Raw genomic sequence first — 16,889 nt, 5'->3', positions numbered from 1 at the left:
GCTACGCTATCGCCTGCGGCCACCGCCTGATCTTTGATTGTCAGCACAACACTCGATGATCGCGGTGGCCGTTCCCATCTCTGCCACCAGCCCACACGCAAGATCGCCATCTACGGCTGGAGTACTAACTTCCTCACATATACCTCAATGGTAGTCGTGTGAATGTCAGGCGATCTTGTATCAGCAACTCTTTGATCTTGACAAGCTATGACAGAGAAATAAGTTTCGGACATAAAGCGGCCATAAACCCCGAGTATGGGGCAAGCGACCTAGCGTTATTTCATCCCCGGCCAAATCCAAGAGTCGCGACAGTGAGACTAGGCATGGCCGGACAGATCGATGCATATGAGACATATGTGAGCATTGACCGTGAGATACATCACACAATTACGGCCTGCGGGCCGCGTAGTCACGTGAGGGGTTCGCGGGCTCCACCGGGGGCGGCGAGGGCTTTGAAAGGTCGCTCAGCGGCAGCGCGCGTCGGGACGCTCGTCGCGGCCGCGTTCCGACTTGCTGAGGAACGGCGACCGGCCGAGGATCACGATGCCGCCGACGAGGGCGATCAGCCCGGTGACCTCCCCCGCCAGGGACTCGGGACGCACCCGCAGGTGCTCGCCGAGGATCGCCACGCCGAGGACGATGCCGCTGATCGGCTCGGCCGCCGTGGTGGCGGGCAGCGAGACCCGCAGGGGCGCCGCGTCGAACGCGCTCTGGTTGAGCAGGATCCCCGCCGTCGCGATGGCCGGGATCAGGTACGGCTGCCAGGAGGTGAAGAGGGCCTCCGGACCGTGCGACAGGATGAGGAGCGAGCCGCGCGTCAGGACGTCCTGGAGCCCGTAGAGCGTGCCGGCCGCTCCGGCCAGGAGCATCGCCTTGGCCGACAGGCCCATCCGCAACGCCACCAGCACCAGGACCGCCGCCACCGCGGGCACGGCCAGCACGGCCACCCACACCACCGACGCGGGACCGGGGACACCACCCCCTTCGGGCCGCGCCGACACCAGGAACACGGCCACCCCGCCGCTCACGAGCAGGGCGCCCAGCCACTCCGTGCGGCCCAGTCGCTCCTTGTAGAGGAAGGCCGCCACGCCGAGGGCGAAGATGAGGCTCGTCGCGAGGAGCGGCTCCACCCGCGCGACGTCGGCGTCCTGCAGCGCGAGGGCCCCGAGGATCTGCCCGCCGATCATCGTCGCCAGCCCGCCCAGCCACAGCGGCTGGCGGATCAGGTCGAGCAGCAGCGTGAGGCGCAGCATCGCGCCGAGGGGCTCGGTGTACGCGGCGTGCTGCTGGGCGACGAAGCCGACGCCCACCAGGCCGGCCGCCGCGAGAGCGAGGAGGACCGTGGCGATCATGACGGTCGCACCATGATCCTCACCTCGCTTCGCCGGGCCCGCCTGCCCCATTGCCCGGCCGCGTGCCCGCAGCCTCACACTTGCGTCAAGAACGGGTCATTTTTCGCCCGCGCGGGGGGTGCCTCGGGGTCAGATGAGACGGCGTGACACGATGCCGCCGCCGACGTCGTGCCCGCACCAGAGCCGGAAGCGCATGCCCGGCAGCAGATAGTCGACCGCGCCGTCGTCGGTCGTCGTGATCGTGACGATGTGCAGCCGCTCTCCGGGGACCAGCGGCTCCTCGTCGTCCGCCGCGATGGCGGCCTGGAAGGGGCGGCCGGGATGTCTCCCGTCCTCGGAGTCGTCGGCGCAGATCACCAGTGACTGCGTGCTGTACGGCAGTTCGTGGGAGAGCCCGCCCCTCTCGGGCGGGTAGAGAGTGATCAGCGCCTTCGCTCTGACGGTCATCACCATCACGACCTTTCGCCTGATATATCAAATGATGCACCACTTTGCGGCGATATTCCTGTTTGGCCCGATCGCCGCCGGCTCGGCGGCACGCGGAAACCTGCCGGGGGTCAGGCGATTTTTGGGGGAACAGGGGATTCGCTTGACCGCCCTGGCCCGTAGATAGCGGGTAGGGGTTCGCTGATGCTTCCGCCGTCCGCGTGAGGTGGTCATGCGCGTCCTACGCCTGTGCTCGGTATTCGAGCCGCCGGACTCGGCCCTGACCGGGTCAGGGGTGACCTACGACCCGGTCGGCGGCGTGCAGAACCACACCGCCGGCCTCACCCGGGCCCTCGACGCCCTCGGCGTGGCGCAGACCGTGCTCACCAGCCGGCCGCCGACCGCGCCCGTCGCCGCCCCGATCGGGCGGCACAGCCGGGTGATCAGGCTCGGCCACCCGATCGGCGCGTTCCGCCAGTGCTACGGCCTGTACGCGTGGATCCACCTGCCCCGGCTCGCCGCCGGCACCGATGTCGTCCACGCCCACCTGGGCGAGGACCTCGCCGTCGTGCCCCTCGCCCTGCGCGCCGCCGCCCTCAGCGGGGCCCCGATCGTGCTGACCGTCCACTGCAGCCTGCGCCACACCCTCAGCGGGGACGACCCCCGGTCGCTCTTACTGCGCACGCTCGGCGGCAGGCTCGAGGGCCGCGGGGTCGACCGGGCGGCGGCCGTCATCGCGCTCACCGAGCGGCTCGGGCGGCAGCTCTCCCGCCCCGGGGTGCACGTGATCCCGTCCGGGGTGAGCGGGGCGTTCCTGGCCGTGGAGCCCGGCCGCGGCCTGCCGCGCGACCTGCCGCATCCCCGCATCGCGTTCGTGGGACGGCTGCACCCCCAGAAGGGCGTCGACACCCTGCTGCACGCCTTCCGCCTCCTGGACGCCGGATATACCGGTTATCTGGTCATCGTCGGCGACGGACCCGAGCGGGCGCGCCTGCACCGCATGGCCCGCCACCTGGGGATCGCCCGCCGGACGCGCTTCCTCGGCTTCGTCCCGCACGACCGGATCCCGTCACTGCTGAAGGACGTCGACGTCCTGGTGCTGCCCTCACGCTACGAGGAGCTGGGCTCCGTGCTGGTGGAGGCGATGTACTGCGGGACGCCGGTCGTGGCCAGCGCGACCGGCGGCATCCCGGAGCTGGTCCGCGACGGGCACGAGGGCCTGCTGGTGCCGCCCGGTTCGCCGGCCGCCCTGGCCGGAGCCCTGCGCGAGGTGATCGACGATCCTCCGCTGGCCGCCCGGCTGGCCGGCCACGCGCGGCGGCGGGTCGACGAGCACACCTGGGATCACCTGGTCCACCGCGTCCTGGACGTCTACCGGGACGTCTGCCGGTCGGTCTCCCCGCTCCGGACCGCCTCCGACGGACCGCTCTCGGGCAGCCGGACGACGTCGAGGTGAGGCGCCTCCGCCGCCCCCGGGACGCCGAGGTCGGTGAGGACGGCGAGCGCGTGCCGCCACCGGCCGAGCGCCGCCTCGTGCCGGCCGAGATCTCCGGTGCGCAGGTGGCGGTGGAGCGTGGCCGACAGGCGCAGGGCGTGGCCGGGCCGTCCGTGGTCGGCCGCGTGGACGGCCGCGGCGAGCAGGTTGGTCAGTTCGGCGTCCAGCCACTCCATCGCGCGGGTCCGGTCGCGGAGGTCGGGTACGGCGACGCCCGCCCGCCGCTCGGCGCACGGCGGGGCGTCCCTGGAGTGAGCGCCGTCCACCGCGGCCGTCGCGGTCTGGACGTAGTAGTCGTAGAGCCTGGTCAGGGCGGTGCCCCGGTCGGCGTCCGCGTCCTCGTCCGCCAGCGTCGCGGTGGCGTGCGCGCGCAGGAGATCGTGGAACCGGTACCGGCCCGGCACCGGCTCCTGGAGCAGGTGGGCGTCGACCAGGTCGTCGATCAGCCGCCCGGCGTGGTAGGGCGTGGTCCCGGCCAGGGCCGCGGCCGCGAAGCGCTCGAAGTCGGGCCCCGGGTGCAGCCCGAGCAGGCGGTACATGTCCTGCCGGCCGCGGCCGAGATACCGGTACGACAGGTCCATCGTGGACGTGACGCTCAGCCGTCCCACTTCGAGCTCGCCGAGGCGGTGCTGGTGGTCGCGTAGCCGTTCGGCCAGGTGGGAGGGCGTCCAGCCGGATCGCACCCGCAGGCGCGCCGCGGCGATGCGGATCGCCAGGGGAAGCCGGCCGCACAGCTCGACGATCTCGGCCAGCAGCTCGGGGGACGCCTCCGCCAGCCGCCGCCGCCCGGCCGTGCGGATGAAGAGGGCGACGGCGTCGCCGCGCGGGAGGACGTCGAGCGACAGGGGCCGGACGTCCTCGAGCCCGGCCAGGCGCCTGCGGCTGGTGATCAGGACCAGGCAGGTCGGGGTGCCCGGCAGCAGGGCCCGGACCTGGGCCTCCTCGGCCGCGTTGTCCAGCAGCACCAGCAGCCGCTTGCCGGCCAGCCGGGTGCGGTAGAGCGCCGCGCGGGCGTCGAGGTCCGGGGGGAGCTGCTCGCCGGGCACGCCGAGCGCGCGCAGCATCTGGTCGAGGGCGTCGGCCGGGGCCACCGGCGACACGCCGTGGGTGAACCCGTGCAGATCGACGAAGAGCTGCCCGTCGGCGTAGAGGTCGGCCAGCCCGTGGGCGGTGTGGACGGCGAGGGCGGTCTTCCCGACCCCGGCCATGCCGTCGATCACGCTGACGACCGGAGCGGGCGGCCCGTCCGCCGGGCGGGCCAGGGCCCGCAGGCGCGCCAGCTCCGCCGCCCTGCCGGTGAAGCTGACGATGTCACGCGGCAGCTGCCGGGGCACGGCCGGGAGGACCGCCCCCACAGCCGCCCCCACGGCCGGGCCCGGGGCCGTTCCCTGGGCGGCTGCCTGAGCCGCGCCCGCGGGGTCGTGCGCCCGGAGCGGGACCGAAAGGTCCGCGTGGCCCGACAGCACCTGCTGGTGCAGCCGCCGCACGGCGGGGCCGGGCTCGACGCCGAGCTCGCGCACCAGCCGGCGGCGGAGGTCGCGGTAGGCCCGCAGCGCCTCGGCCTGCCGTCCGGAACGGTAGAGCGCGAGCATCCACTGCGCCTGCAGCCGTTCCCGCAGCGGGTGCTCGGCGACCAGCGCCCCGAGCTCCGGCAGCACGCCGGCGTGGTGGCCGAGGGCGAGCTGCGACTCGATCCACATCTCCTGCGCCGCGATCCTGCGTTCCTCCAGGCGGACCAGCTCCGCCTCCATCCGGTAGTCGAGCGGGACGTCCTCGAACGGCCGGCCCCGCCACAGCGCGAGCGCCCGTCTCAGCCGCTCGGCCGCGAGGACGGGCAGCCCGTCGCCGAGCGCCCGCTGGCCCTGATCCGCCAGCTCCTCGAACGCCAGCAGGTCGAGGTCGGCGGCCGACACCCGCATCTGGTAGCCCCCGGGCACCGTGGACAGCAGCGGGGGTTCCACCCGGTCGGCCAGCCCAAGGACCTGCCGGAGCGCCGACACGTAGGTCCGCAGCGCCACGGCGGCGGTGCGCGGCGGCCGTTGCGGCCACAGGGCGTCCAGGAGCCGGTCGGCGCTGACGGGGTGATTGACGTTCAGCAGCAGCACCGCGAGAAGAGCGCGTTGCTTGGCCGCGCCGAGACGGATCAACCGATGAGCACCGGAGCGGACCTCAAGTGTGCCGAGGACACGAAACCGCATGACCCGGCCATATCACACGTTTCGTACGCATCACTGTAATCAACAGGAGTTTTCAGAACAGGTTTGCCCGTAACACCCTTCCGGCCTTTTCTTCATATCCGAAAGCGGAAATTACGGCCGACGCCCTATCCCCCGCCGGCCATATCCCGCGCCGCCCGTTTCTCGAATCACGAGACGACCGGCCGCGCCCGGCGTAAACGGCGTCTTCCCAGGTCACAGATGCCTCTATGTCAAGCCGCGACTTTACCTGTCCTTGACGGCCCGCCCGCACCGTTGATCCCGCACGACCGTTTCCGCCGCCGGAGAAGGGAGATCGCGCGTGTCCGGACTGATCAGCCTCGACGAATGCGAACAGCTTGCCGCGGAACAGGTGCACGACCTGTACCGCAGACACGTCAGCCGAAGTCAGGTCTCACTCATGACGTCGTTCGGCTTCGGCCGCGAGCTCGTCGAACGCGCGGAGGGAGCGTGGATCTGGACGAAAGGCGGCCGGCGGATCCTCGACTTCACCGGCGGGGTGGGCGTGCTCAACCACGGCCACAACCACCCGCGCATCCTGGCCGCCCGGCGGCGATTCCAGGAGGCCCGGCGGATGGAGGTGCACAAGACCTACTTCTCGCCGTACGTCGCCGCGCTGGGGCACAACCTCGCCCACCTTCTGCCGGGCGACCTCACCATGTCGTTCCTGCCCAACTCCGGCGCCGAGGCCGTCGAGGGGGCGGTCAAGCTGGCCTACAAGTACCACGGGGGGCGCAGGCAGCGGATCCTCCGGGCCGACATCGCCTTCCACGGCAAGCTCCTCGGCTCGGGCAGCCTCACCGGCGGCGGCGACCGCTTCCGCTTCCCCGGTATCCCCGGCGTGACCACCTACCCGTACGGCGACCTTGCGGCCGTGCGCGCCGCGGTGGCCGCGGCCCGCACCGCCCGCGGCGGCTGCGACGTGTACGCGATCATCGTCGAGCCGTTCAGCGCGTCGACCATGCGCTCGTGCTCGGAGGAGTTCCTGCGCGGGCTGCGTGCCCTGTGCGACGCCGAGGACATCGTGCTGGTCTTCGACGAGATCTACACCGGCTGGGGCAAGACCGGCAGCCTCTTCTACTTCATGCGTTACCCGGGCCTGGTCCCCGACGTGCTCACCACGTCGAAGTCGTTCGGCGGCGGCAAGTCGTCGATCTCGGCGTACGTCGCGAGCGAGCGGGTGTTCCGCAGGGCCTACGACAACCTGACCGACTCGCTGCTGCACAGCACGAGCACGACCTACTACGGCTTCGGGGAGGAGGCGGCCACCGCGATCGAGGCGGTCAACATCGTCGTCGAGGACGACTACCCGCGGCGGGCGCGGGAGATCGAACGCGTCCTGGCCCCCGGCCTGGAACGGATCCGCAAGGGGCACCCCGACACGGTGGCCGAGGTGCGCGGCGCGGGTGCCCTGCACGGCGTCTTCCTGCGCGGCGGACCGAAGATCCTCGACCTGGCCGCGAAGATCGCGCCGGTCGGCATCGCGCGCGACCCCAACTTCCGGATCAAGCTCATCACCGGCTCGGTCGTGGACGCGCTCTACCGCGACCACGGCGTCTACGCCTACTACACGCTCAACGGGGACAACCCGCTGGTCGCGGCGCCGCCGCTGGTCGCCGGGACCGAGGAGGTCGAGTACTTCCTCGACAGTCTCGACGCGACCCTCTCGCAGGGGATGTCCCGGCTGCTCACCAGGTTCGTACGGGAGAAGGTGGCGCCGCGATGGCCGTCCGAGTCGTAGTCACGGGCAGCTCCGGGATGCTGGGCGGCGGCCTGGTCCGGCACCTGGCCGCCGAGGGACGCGAGGTGACAGGGGTCGACCTGCGTCCCGGCCCCGACCAGGTGCCCGGCGTCCGCTACGCGACCGGCGACATCCGCGACACGCCGCTGATGACCGAGCTGGCCGCCGGGGCCGGGGCCGTGGTGCACTGCGCGGCGGCGCTGCCCAGCTACCCCGACGAGGAGATCCGCGACGTCATCGTCCGGGGCACCGGCAGCGTGCTGACCGCCGCGAGCAGGGCCGGGGTGCCGCGCGTGGTGCACATCTCCTCCACCGCCGTCTACGGCCTGCCCTCGGTCGTGCCCACGCCGGAGACCCACCCGAGGCGGCCGGTCGACGCGTACAGCAGGGCCAAGGCCGCCGCCGAGGAGGTCGCGGAACGGTTCCGCGCCGAGGGGATGTGCGTGCCGATCCTCCGCCCGAAGACCTTCCTCGGCCCCGGCCGCATGGGCCTGTTCGCGATGCTCTTCGAGTGGGCGCAGGAGGGCCGCGACTTCCCCGTGCTCGGGCGCGGAGAGGCCCGCATCCAGATGCTGGCGGTCGACGACCTGTTCCGCGCGATCAGCCGGGCGCTCGACGCGCCGCCCGAGGTGGCCGGCGACACGTTCAACATCGCCGCCGCCGACTTCGCCACGCTCCGCGAGGACTTCCAGGCGGTGCTCGACGCCGCCGGGCGCGGCGGGCGGGTCCGGTCGATCCCGGCCCGCCCGGCCCTCGCCGTGCTCCGCCTCCTCGGGCGGGCCGGGGCGTCGCCGGTCTACGACCGCCTGCTGTACAAGCTGCTCGCCGACTCCTACGTCAGCGTCGACCGGGCCAGGGACCGGCTGGGCTTCGAGCCGCTCCTGTCCAACCGCGACGCGATCCTGCGCACGTACGAATGGTGGCGGCGGCACGCGGGGCCGGCCGCGGGCAGCGGCCGGACCAGCCGCGACGCCTGGCGGCAGGGCGCGCTGTCGCTCGCGAAGGTCTTCTTCTGATCCCGGCCGGAGGTGCGTATGCGTGTCATCGAGTCCCCCGGCAGGCCCCCGGGCCGCCGCCCGGGCCGGCCGCCCGGCCGTCCCCGGCCGGTGGCGGACCTCCTGGCCCTGGCACGGCCGGCGCACGCGGCCAAGAGCCTGCTGATCGTGCCCATCGCGCTCGCCGACGCGGGCGTCGTCACGGCGGGCGCGCTGGGCCGGCTGGCCTGGGCCGCGGGCGCGTTCGTCCTCGCCGGCGCCGCCGTCTACGTCGGCAACGACATCGCCGACCGGCACCGCGACCGGCACCACCCGGTCAAGCGCGACCGGCCGGTGGCCTCCGGCCGGGTGCCGGTCCGCGCCGCCGCGCTCTACTGCCTCGCGCTGCTCGGGCTGCTCGGCGTCGTGCTGTGCGCCGGACCGGACCGGCCGTACTGGCCGGTCCTGGCCTACCTCGCGCTCAACCTCGCCTACAGCCGTGTCCTCAAGCACCTCCCGCTGGTCGACGTCGGCGCGGTCGCCCTGGGCTTCGCGCTGCGCGTGCTCCAGGGCTGCCTGGTCGCCGGAGACCGGATATCCGGCTGGCTGATGGTCGCGGTGTTCTCCATGGCGCTGGTCCTCGTGATCGGCAAACGCCGCCAGGAGTTGCTGGACAGCGGGCCCGCTCACCGGCCCGCGCTGCGCGGCTACTCGGTGGAGCTGGCCAACCAGCTCCTCCAGCTCACCTGCGTGCTCGCCGCCGTCGCCGGCCTCATCTACCTGCGCAGCGAAGCGCCCCTCGGGCCGTACGGCCAGGCCGCGATGCTGCTGTGCACGCCGCCCGCGCTCTTCGCCCTGTTCCGCTACCTGAAGGCGGTGCTGGTCGACGGCCGGGGCGGCGACCCGGTGCGCGGGCTGCTCGGCGACCGCGGCATCGCCGCGGCGGGCGTCGCGATCGCGGTCGTCCTGGGCGCGGCCACGCTGCTCGCCCGCCACCCGGCGCTGGTCCCGGCCATCACCCCGTGACCCGCCCGCGACTCCCCGTCCCTCCTGTCGCTCCCGTCCCTCCGAACAAGGCGAAAGGCCACCGACGTGTCCCCACCGTCTCCCCTGGTGTCGGTCGTCGTCCCGGCACACAACTGCGAGAAGACGCTGCGCGCCTGCCTGTCGTCGGCCCTGTCCCAGACGTATCCCACGGTCGAGGTGGTGGTCGTCGACGACGCCAGCACCGACGGGACCCGCGAGATCGCCCGCGAGTTCCCCTGCACGCTGGTCGCCCAGCCGTACAACATGGGCGTCTCCGCGGCGCGCAACGCCGGCGCGGCGGCGGCTCGCGGCGCCGTCCTGTTCTTCCTCGACTCCGACGTCGCCCTCGCCCCCGACGCCGTCGCCAACGCGGTCCGGCTGCTCGGCGAGGACCCGAGGTGCGGCTGCGTCTACGGCGTGTACGCCAAGGAGCCGCTCGTCGACGACGGGCCGGTCGAGACCTACCGCACGCTGCGCATGCATCACGCGCTGCTGCGCGGCGCGGGCCTGACGGCGACCGCGGTCTTCGCCCTCGCGGCCGTCCCCAGGGCCGTGTTCGACGAGGTCGGCCCGTTCGACGCCCGGCTGCGCAGCGCCGAGGACGACGACTACAGCGAACGGCTGCTGGCCCGCCACCGGATCCGGCTCAGCCCGCAGGTGTCGGGCCGGCACGACGAGGCCGACCGGCTGCTGCCGCTGCTCGCGGAGCAGTACCGCAGATCGCGCCTGCTGCGGTTCTCCGCGCGCAACCGGATGCGGCCGGACGCCTTGAAGATCAACCGGATGGCCGGGGTGCTGACCACCGCGCTCACCCTCGCCGCCGTCCCGCTCGCGCTCGCCTGGCCGCCGGCGCTCCCCCTGCCGGCCGTCCTTTTCGCCGCGTTCGCGGTCTCCGACCCGCCGCTGACGCGGTTCGTGCTGCGCGAGAAGGGCCCCGCCTTCCTCGCGTACTTCACGGCGCTGCACTTCCTGACGCACGCGGCCCAGCTCTTCGGGGCCGCCGAGGGGCTGGCGCGGAGCGCGGCCGGCTCCTCCTTCGGGCCGTCGCGCCGCCTGGCCCCCCGCTCCCCCCAATCGTCGAAAGGCCGGTGAAACGTGGACTCCGCCCCCCTGGTGTCGGTCGTCATCCCCAACTACAACTACGGCGACGTGCTCGACCTGTGCCTCCGGTCGGTCCAGGAGCAGACGTACTCCCCGATCGAGATCATCCTGGTGGACGACTGCAGCACCGACGACTCCGTACGGGTCGCCCGCTCCCTGGGCGTGCCGGCGCTGAGCACGCCGCGCAACAGCGGCGTGTCCACCGCGCGCAACCTCGGCGTCGCGCACGCCCGGGGCGAGATCCTGTTCTTCCTCGACTCCGACGTCGCCCTCGCCCCCGACGCGGTCGCCCAGGCGGTGGAGATCCTGCGGTCCGACCCTCGCGTCGGCGCCGTGTGCGGCAACTACGAGCCGATCCCGCTGCGCCGCGACAGCCTGGTCAAGGAGTACCGCACACTCTACCGGCACTACTGGTACCTGGTCGCCGAGGGACCCATCACCGGTTTCCTGCCGGTAGCCATCATCGCCGTGCCCGCCGCCGTGTGGGCGGAGGTGGGCCCGTGGACCGACGCGCTGACGCAGTCGGAGGGCGCCGACGTCGGCGAGCGGCTGACCGGCCGATGGGAGGTGCGGCTCACCTCCGCCGTCCGCGGCCGTCACGACGACGACGCGACGCTGCGCGTCGCCCTCTGGAAGGTCTTCACCCGCACCCGGATGCACGTGCCGTTCTTCCTGCAACGCCGGTACGCCGCGGGGGTGGTGGGGTCGCCGGAGTCGGCGGCCAGCCTCGCCGCCGCGCTGACGGCGGTGACTCTGCCCGCGCCGCTGCTGGGCGGCGCCCTCTGGGCGGCGCTGCCGGCCCTGCTGTTCGCCGTCTGGCTGGCCATCGACCGGCGGATGTACCGGTTCGTGTTCTCCAGCCGCTCCACCTCGTTCGGGCTGTTCTTCGTCGCCATGCACTTCCTCGTCAACCTGACCATCGCCGCCGGGGCGGGCGCCGGGATCCTGCAGTGGCTGACGTCGCGGTCGTTCCGCCGCCTCTACGCCAAGGCGCCGGCGTGACCGGCGGCGGCGCGCGGCGCCGGAGGGTGTTCGCCGCGCTGCGCCTGGCTGCCTACGCGCTGGTGCTCGGATTTCTCGCCTACCAGCTCTGGCGGGTCAGGCACGGGCTGGGCCACAGCCTCGCCCGGGTGGGCTGGCGCGCCTGCCTGGTCGCCACCCTGCTCGCGGCGGTCGGCGGGGTGCCCGGCTTCGTCGGCTGGCGCATGCTGCTCGCCGGGCTCGGCACCCGGCTGCCCCTGCCCGTCGCCGTACGGGTGTTCTTCCTCGCCGGGGTGACCCGCTATCTCCCCGGCGGCGTGTGGCCGGCCGTGGCGCACGCCGCCATGGCGCGGCCCCTCGGGGAGCCGCCCGCCCGGCTGGCCGCGGCCTTCGTCGCCGGTCAGGGGCTCGGGGTGATCGCGGGGCTCGGCGTGGGACTCGTCGCCCTGCCCCGGCTGGTGCCGGCCGGCCCGCTCTGGTGGGGGCTCGTCCCGCTGCTGGCCGCGGCGCTCGTGCCGCTCGCCGCGCCGCGGCTGCTCTCCCGGCTGCTCGGGATCGCCCAGCGCGTGTTGCGCCGCGGCGGCCCGGCCCCCGTCCTGCCGGCCCGGCGGACGCTGCTCGCGGTGACAGGGCTGATGGCCCTCGGCTGGCTCGTCAGCGGGCTGCACGTCGCGGTGCTCGCCATCGCGCTCGGCGCGCCGCCCGGCGGGGCCCTGACCGTCGGCATCGGCGGCTTCGCGCTGTCCACGGTGGCCGGGATCTTCACCGTGATCATGCCGTCCGGGCTGGGCGCCCGCGAGGCCGTCCTCGGGCTCACCGTCGCCACCCTGCTGACCGGTCCCGGCCTGGTCACCCTGGTCGCCCTGAGCCGGGTCCTGATCACCGTCGCCGACCTGGCGTCCACGGCGGCCGTGCTCGCGGCGCTCACCTGGGCGGGCCGCCGCTCCCGTCCCTCCCCTGTCACCGACCGCCGGCCGGAAGGAGCCCCGCTGTCATGACGTCCGACTCCAGCCCCCTGTCCCTCACCCCGGGATCCGCGCAGCTCCGTCATCTCGCCCGGCAGGTGCCCGCCGGGCCCGTCACCGGCGCCCTGCTGCGGGCGGTCACCGCGCTGCCCCTCGCCGGCCGGTCGTTCGCCTGGCTTGAACGGCACCCGTCGGCCCAGGGCGTCCTGCTGACCGCCCTCGGCCTGCGCCGGCCGATCTTCATCGACCACCCCGGCCGGCCCGAGCCGCGGTTCGGATACGGCAGGCCCGATCACCCGGGCGTCACCGAGCTGCTGGAACGCGGCCGGGACCGCTACCGGCAGCGGCTCGGCCGGTTCCTGACCCTGTCGGACGACCTGGCGTCGATCCCGGTCCGCGACCGCCCCGGCGGCACCACGCCGTACTGGGACAACGGCTGGCTGCCGCCGCTGGACGCGCTCGCCCTCTACGGCCTGCTCGTGGAGGCGGCGCCGAGACGGTACGTCGAGATCGGCTCGGGAAACTCCACGAAGTTCGCCCGCCGCGCCGTCCGGCGGCACGGGCTGCCCACCTCCATCACCTCGATCGATCCGGCGCCTCGGGCGCACATCGACGCGCTGTGCGACCGGGTGGTCCGCACTCCGCTCGAACAGGCCGACCCCGCCGTCTTCGCCGAACTGGAGGCCGGCGACGTCGTCTTCCTGGACGGGTCGCACCGGGTCCTCATGGGTTCGGACGTGACCGTCTTCTTCTTCGAGATCCTGCCGCTCCTGCGCCCCGGCGTGCTGGTGCACCTGCACGACATCCTGCTGCCCCGCGACTATCCCCCCGAGTGGCGCTGGCGCTACTACTCGGAGCAGTACCTGCTCGCGGCGTTCCTGCTGGGGGGTCGCGACCGGTACGAGGTGGAACTGCCCGGCGCCTTCGTGCAGGGCGACGACGATCTGCGCGGCCTGGTGGAGCCGCTGTGGCGGCGGCTGGGGGTCGTCCACGACTACCTGCCCTCGTCGTTCTGGTTCCGTGTCACGGGCCACGGCGTCAACGGCGTCACGGGCGGCGGCGTCACGGGCGGCGGCGTCACGGGCGGCGCGGAGGAGGCCGCGCCGTGACGGGCGTCGCCGCCCGCGCGGCGACCTGGACGGGCCGGGCCGTCGCGGGCGGCGTGGCGGCGTGGCTGCTCGTGGGACTGGTCACCTGGTCGAGCGGGCGGTTCTGGTGGGGCGGCGCGGCCCCGATGCTGCTGGCGTTCGCCGCGCCGGTCGCCGTGCTCGGCGCGGCGGCGACGCCGCTGCTGGCCCGGCTGCCCCTGTCCCGCGGCGAGCGGGCGCTGGCCGGGCTGTGCCTGGCCGCGCTCCTGCTCGCCGTGCTCCGCCCGCTGCTCAGCGGCCGCACCTGGGTCTGGGTCGTGCCCGACCTGATGGTGCCGCCCTTGCTGTTCGCGCTGCTCCCGGCGGCGTTGCTCGCGATGTCGCTCGCGGCGTCCGCGACGGCCGCCGCGACGGCGGTCACGCCGCTCCTGACACGCCTTTCGCCCACGGCCCGCCGGTGGAGCGTCCTGCCCGCCGCGGCGGCCCTCGTCCTCGGGCTTGGCCAGTCGGGGCTCGAATGGCGGGCGCCGCTGGGCGGCGGCGGGGCCGGACCGGCCCCGCCGGGCGCGTTGCGCGTCGTCTCCTGGGACACGCTGTGCTGGAACGAGGGCGACGACCCCGCCCGGTTCCTCCGGTACCTGAAACGGTGGCGGGCCGACGTCTATCTGCTGCAGGAGCACGCGGGCTGCGCCCCGGGAGCGCTGGTGCCCCTGCACGACGAGGACCTGCTGCGGCGCGAGTTCCCCGGCAGCTGGTTCGCGACCGCCGACGGGCTGCTGACGATCTCCCGTTATCCGGTCGTCGGCCGGACGCCGGTCGGGTGGGCGGTCAACCCGGCCGCGGGCAACTGGAACCGGGCGGCGCTGCGCACCGACGTCCGCGTCGGCGACCGCGTCGTGTCCCTCTACAACGTGCACCTCTACGACATGCTCTATCTGGACTCCAGCCCGCTCTCCGGGCGGTTCTACCGGTCGATCCGGACGCTGGACGCGGCGCGGCGGACCCAGATCGACCAGCTCACCGCGGACCTTTCGGCCAATCGGAACCCGCTGCTCGCCAGTGGCGACTTCAACATGCTTCCGGGCACCGGGTTCGCCGGGCGGATGGACCGCTGGCGTGACGCGAGCCGCGCGGGGACGTCGATCTCGCCCGCCACGCTGACCTTCGCGGGGCTGCGCCTGTGGCGGATGGACTGGACGTTCACCTCGCCCGACCTGCGCGTCCACCGCTACGACCTGCGCTCCCCCGAAGGCCTGTCGAGCCATCACCTCCAGGACATGGTCGTCTCCCTGCCGCCGCGGCCCTGAGCGCCGCCGATCCCCCAAGCCAGTCCCCCGCAGCCGGACCCCAGGACAGCCGTTCTCCCCCCGAAGGCGAGGTCACCCGTGCCAGCCGACCGTCCCCTGGTCACCGTCGTCGTCCCCAATTACAACGGCGCGCGCTTCCTGCCGCTGTGCCTGCGCGCCGCGCGGGAGCAGACGTACGACCCGATCGAGATCATCGTGGTGGACGACCACAGCACCGACGAATCGGTGCGCATCGCCCGTTCCGCGGGCGTGAACGTGATACACACCCCCGCCAACGGCGGCGCGGCCGTCGCGCGCAACGCGGGCGCGGCGGCGGCGAACGGCGAGATCCTCTTCTTCGTGGACGCCGACGTCGCGCTCGCGCCGGACGCGGTCGCCACCGCGGTCGCGATCCTTGAGGCGGATCCGGGCGTGGGCGCGGCCTGCGGCATCGAGGACCCCGAGCCGCTGTTCCGGTCCGGCAGGGTGGAGGACTACCGGGCGATCCAGCACCACTACTGGTCCGTCGCCTCGGAGGGCGAGGTCTCCTTCCTGTGGTCGGCCATGTTCGCCATCCGGGCCACCGTCTTCGCCGAGATCGGCCCGTTCAACCCCCGGCTGCGGTACACAGAGGAGGTGGATTACGGGCACCGGCTGGGCCGGCGTTACAGGGTCCTCCTCACCTCGGCCATCGGGGGCCGCATGGGTCACGACCGGGAGCTGACCGCGTTGCTGCGCAAGCTCTTCCACCGCGGCCGGGCCCGCGTCCCGCTCTACGCGGCGCGGCGGCGGTTCGCCCGGGGCTACGAGACCGCGTCACGGGCCTGGGCCTCCCTGGCCGCCCTGCTCACCGTCGTCACGGTCCCGCTCGTGATCCCGTACGGTCCCGCCGCGGCGGCCGTCCCGGCCGCGCTGCTGGCCGTCTCGCTCGCCTGCGACGCCCACATGTACCGGTTCGTGTTCGCCCGCCGGTGCCCGCTGTTCGGCCTGTTCTACGCGGGCGTCCACTTCCTGGTGAATCTCGCCATCATCGGCGGCGTGGCGGCGGGCGCCGTGCAGTGGTTGTCGTCCGCGCGGTTCCGCGCCCTCTACGAGGAGCCCGCCCCGGCCGCGGCGGTCGCGGGAGGTGGCGGGGCGTGCTGACCGACCGGCCGGCCCCCGCGGCGACGACGAAACGTCCGCCGCGGTGGACGGGGCGTCTCCTGCTGTGCGTCGCGGCGGCGTGGGCGGCGTTCGTCGTCCTGCACCGCCTGCTGTCCGGCCGGTTCTGGCTGTGGCTGGTGCCCGACATGGTGCCGCCGCTCGTCTACCTGGTCGTGCCGCTCCTGCTGCTGGCCGCCGCGCCGGCGGCCGGCCGGGGATCGCGGCGGTGGTGCGCGGGTCTCGCGGTCGTCTCCCTCGCCCTGGGCGCGGGCCAGAGCGGCCTCGACCCGGCGGCGCTGTGGAACGGCGGAGGGCCGCCGGCCCCGCCGGGAGCGATCCGCCTGGTCTCGTGGAACACCGAGTACTGGGATCAGGGCGACGACCCGGACCGCTTCTACGCCCTGCTGAAGGCGCAGCACGCCGACGTCTACCTGCTCCAGGAGTATCTCCACTGGGTGAACGACGGCCCGCGGCAGGTCGACGATCTCGCCCGGCTCCGCCGCGAGTTCCCCGGCTACGAGATAACGACCGCGGGCGAGCTGGTGACCCTGTCACGCCTTCCCGTCGTCTCCACGGCGACGGTGGGCCCGGCGCGCGCTCTTGGGCCCGCGGCCCCCTGGCGTCCGGTCTTCGACCTGGCCAAGGTCCTGCGGACCGACCTGCGGGTAGGCGGGTCGACCCTGTCGCTCTACAACGTGCACATCCCCACGCAGTACGTGCTGGGCGAGAACCCGCTGTCGTCGCGGTTCTACGACACGCTGCGCGCCCGCGCCGCCGCCCGGGACGAGCAGTTCCGCGGGCTGGAGGCCGACATCGCGGGGAACCGCGATCCGCTGCTGGTGGCCGGCGACTTCAACAGCACCGTCGCGATGGGCGAGATGCGCCCGCTGTTCGACCGGCTGTCGGTCGCGGACGACGCGTCCCGCTCGCTCCTGCCCGCCTCCTGGCCCGCCGGCGGCCCGGCCCTGTGGAAGCTCGACTGGACCCTGACCTCCGCGGCCACCGTGCACGGCTACCGGCTGCTCGACCCGGGGGGCATGTCCGACCACCGTGTGCAGGAGATGCTGCTGTCCGTCGGCGGCAGGTGACGCGCGG

Annotated in this window: 14 protein-coding genes; 11 read left to right on the top strand and 3 right to left on the bottom strand. The window is 73.5% G+C overall.

Features of this window, described 5'->3' with window-relative positions; all coding sequences use genetic code 11:
* Window positions 1-464: 464 nt before the first annotated feature.
* Window positions 465-1,352: a DMT family transporter gene (locus JOL79_RS32075; RefSeq protein ID WP_210159690.1), complete on the bottom strand. Its 888-nt coding sequence runs from the start codon at window positions 1,350-1,352 to the stop codon at window positions 465-467.
* Between the two features lie 129 nt (window positions 1,353-1,481).
* A complete protein-coding gene (locus tag JOL79_RS32070; RefSeq protein ID WP_210159689.1) occupies window positions 1,482-1,799 on the bottom strand; it encodes a hypothetical protein in 318 nt (105 codons plus the stop codon).
* Window positions 1,800-2,010: 211 nt separating this feature from the next.
* On the opposite strand from JOL79_RS32070, the gene JOL79_RS32065 reads away from it, so the two are divergent.
* Complete coding sequence (locus JOL79_RS32065; RefSeq protein WP_210159688.1) at window positions 2,011-3,234, top strand: glycosyltransferase family 4 protein; 1,224 nt, start codon at window positions 2,011-2,013, stop codon at window positions 3,232-3,234.
* Here JOL79_RS32065 and JOL79_RS32060 read toward each other — a convergent pair.
* Window positions 3,150-5,471 carry an AfsR/SARP family transcriptional regulator gene (locus JOL79_RS32060; RefSeq protein ID WP_210159687.1) on the bottom strand — a complete coding sequence of 774 codons (2,322 nt, stop codon included), beginning with the start codon at window positions 5,469-5,471 and terminating at the stop codon, window positions 3,150-3,152. The genes JOL79_RS32065 and JOL79_RS32060 overlap by 85 nt on opposite strands.
* A 319-nt stretch (window positions 5,472-5,790) precedes the next feature.
* Here JOL79_RS32060 and JOL79_RS32055 point away from each other — a divergent pair, with 319 nt between their 5' ends.
* The 10 genes from JOL79_RS32055 (at window position 5,791) to JOL79_RS32010 (ending at window position 16,882) form a co-directional block, all read left to right on the top strand.
* Window positions 5,791-7,230 carry an aspartate aminotransferase family protein gene (locus tag JOL79_RS32055; RefSeq protein WP_210159686.1) on the top strand — a complete coding sequence of 480 codons (1,440 nt, stop codon included), beginning with the start codon at window positions 5,791-5,793 and terminating at the stop codon, window positions 7,228-7,230.
* The gene (locus tag JOL79_RS32050) at window positions 7,212-8,246 is read left to right on the top strand and encodes an NAD-dependent epimerase/dehydratase family protein (RefSeq protein ID WP_210159685.1); all 1,035 of its coding nucleotides are present in this window, start codon (window positions 7,212-7,214) and stop codon (window positions 8,244-8,246) included. Before JOL79_RS32055 ends, JOL79_RS32050 begins: the two co-directional genes overlap by 19 nt.
* Window positions 8,247-8,264: 18 nt before the next feature.
* Entirely contained in the window at window positions 8,265-9,230 is a 966-nt protein-coding gene (locus JOL79_RS32045; RefSeq protein WP_210159684.1) for a UbiA prenyltransferase family protein, read from the top strand.
* 24 nt (window positions 9,231-9,254) lie between these two features.
* Window positions 9,255-10,322 carry a glycosyltransferase family 2 protein gene (locus JOL79_RS32040; RefSeq protein WP_504739997.1) on the top strand — a complete coding sequence of 356 codons (1,068 nt, stop codon included), beginning with the start codon at window positions 9,255-9,257 and terminating at the stop codon, window positions 10,320-10,322.
* Window positions 10,323-10,325: 3 nt separating this feature from the next.
* Window positions 10,326-11,333, top strand: a complete 1,008-nt coding sequence (locus JOL79_RS32035; RefSeq protein ID WP_210159682.1) for a glycosyltransferase family 2 protein — start codon at window positions 10,326-10,328, stop codon at window positions 11,331-11,333.
* Window positions 11,330-12,310 carry a lysylphosphatidylglycerol synthase domain-containing protein gene (locus JOL79_RS32030; RefSeq protein ID WP_210159681.1) on the top strand — a complete coding sequence of 327 codons (981 nt, stop codon included), beginning with the start codon at window positions 11,330-11,332 and terminating at the stop codon, window positions 12,308-12,310. Before JOL79_RS32035 ends, JOL79_RS32030 begins: the two co-directional genes overlap by 4 nt.
* Complete coding sequence (locus JOL79_RS32025) at window positions 12,307-13,386, top strand: class I SAM-dependent methyltransferase (protein ID WP_210159680.1); 1,080 nt, start codon at window positions 12,307-12,309, stop codon at window positions 13,384-13,386. The genes JOL79_RS32030 and JOL79_RS32025 overlap by 4 nt, the downstream gene beginning before the upstream one ends.
* On the top strand, window positions 13,383-14,672 hold the full coding sequence (locus JOL79_RS32020; RefSeq protein ID WP_210159679.1) for an endonuclease/exonuclease/phosphatase family protein: 1,290 nt from the start codon (window positions 13,383-13,385) through the stop codon (window positions 14,670-14,672). Before JOL79_RS32025 ends, JOL79_RS32020 begins: the two co-directional genes overlap by 4 nt.
* Window positions 14,673-14,750: 78 nt before the next feature.
* A complete protein-coding gene (locus JOL79_RS32015) occupies window positions 14,751-15,794 on the top strand; it encodes a glycosyltransferase family 2 protein (RefSeq protein ID WP_307848842.1) in 1,044 nt (347 codons plus the stop codon).
* Window positions 15,788-16,882: an endonuclease/exonuclease/phosphatase family protein gene (locus JOL79_RS32010; protein ID WP_210159678.1), complete on the top strand. Its 1,095-nt coding sequence runs from the start codon at window positions 15,788-15,790 to the stop codon at window positions 16,880-16,882. The genes JOL79_RS32015 and JOL79_RS32010 overlap by 7 nt, the downstream gene beginning before the upstream one ends.
* The last annotated feature ends 7 nt before the right edge of the window (window positions 16,883-16,889 follow it).

This window comes from Microbispora oryzae, assembly GCF_017896165.1.
Lineage (GTDB): Bacteria > Actinomycetota > Actinomycetes > Streptosporangiales > Streptosporangiaceae > Microbispora > Microbispora oryzae.
This window is presented reverse-complemented; position numbering and strand designations above follow the sequence as displayed.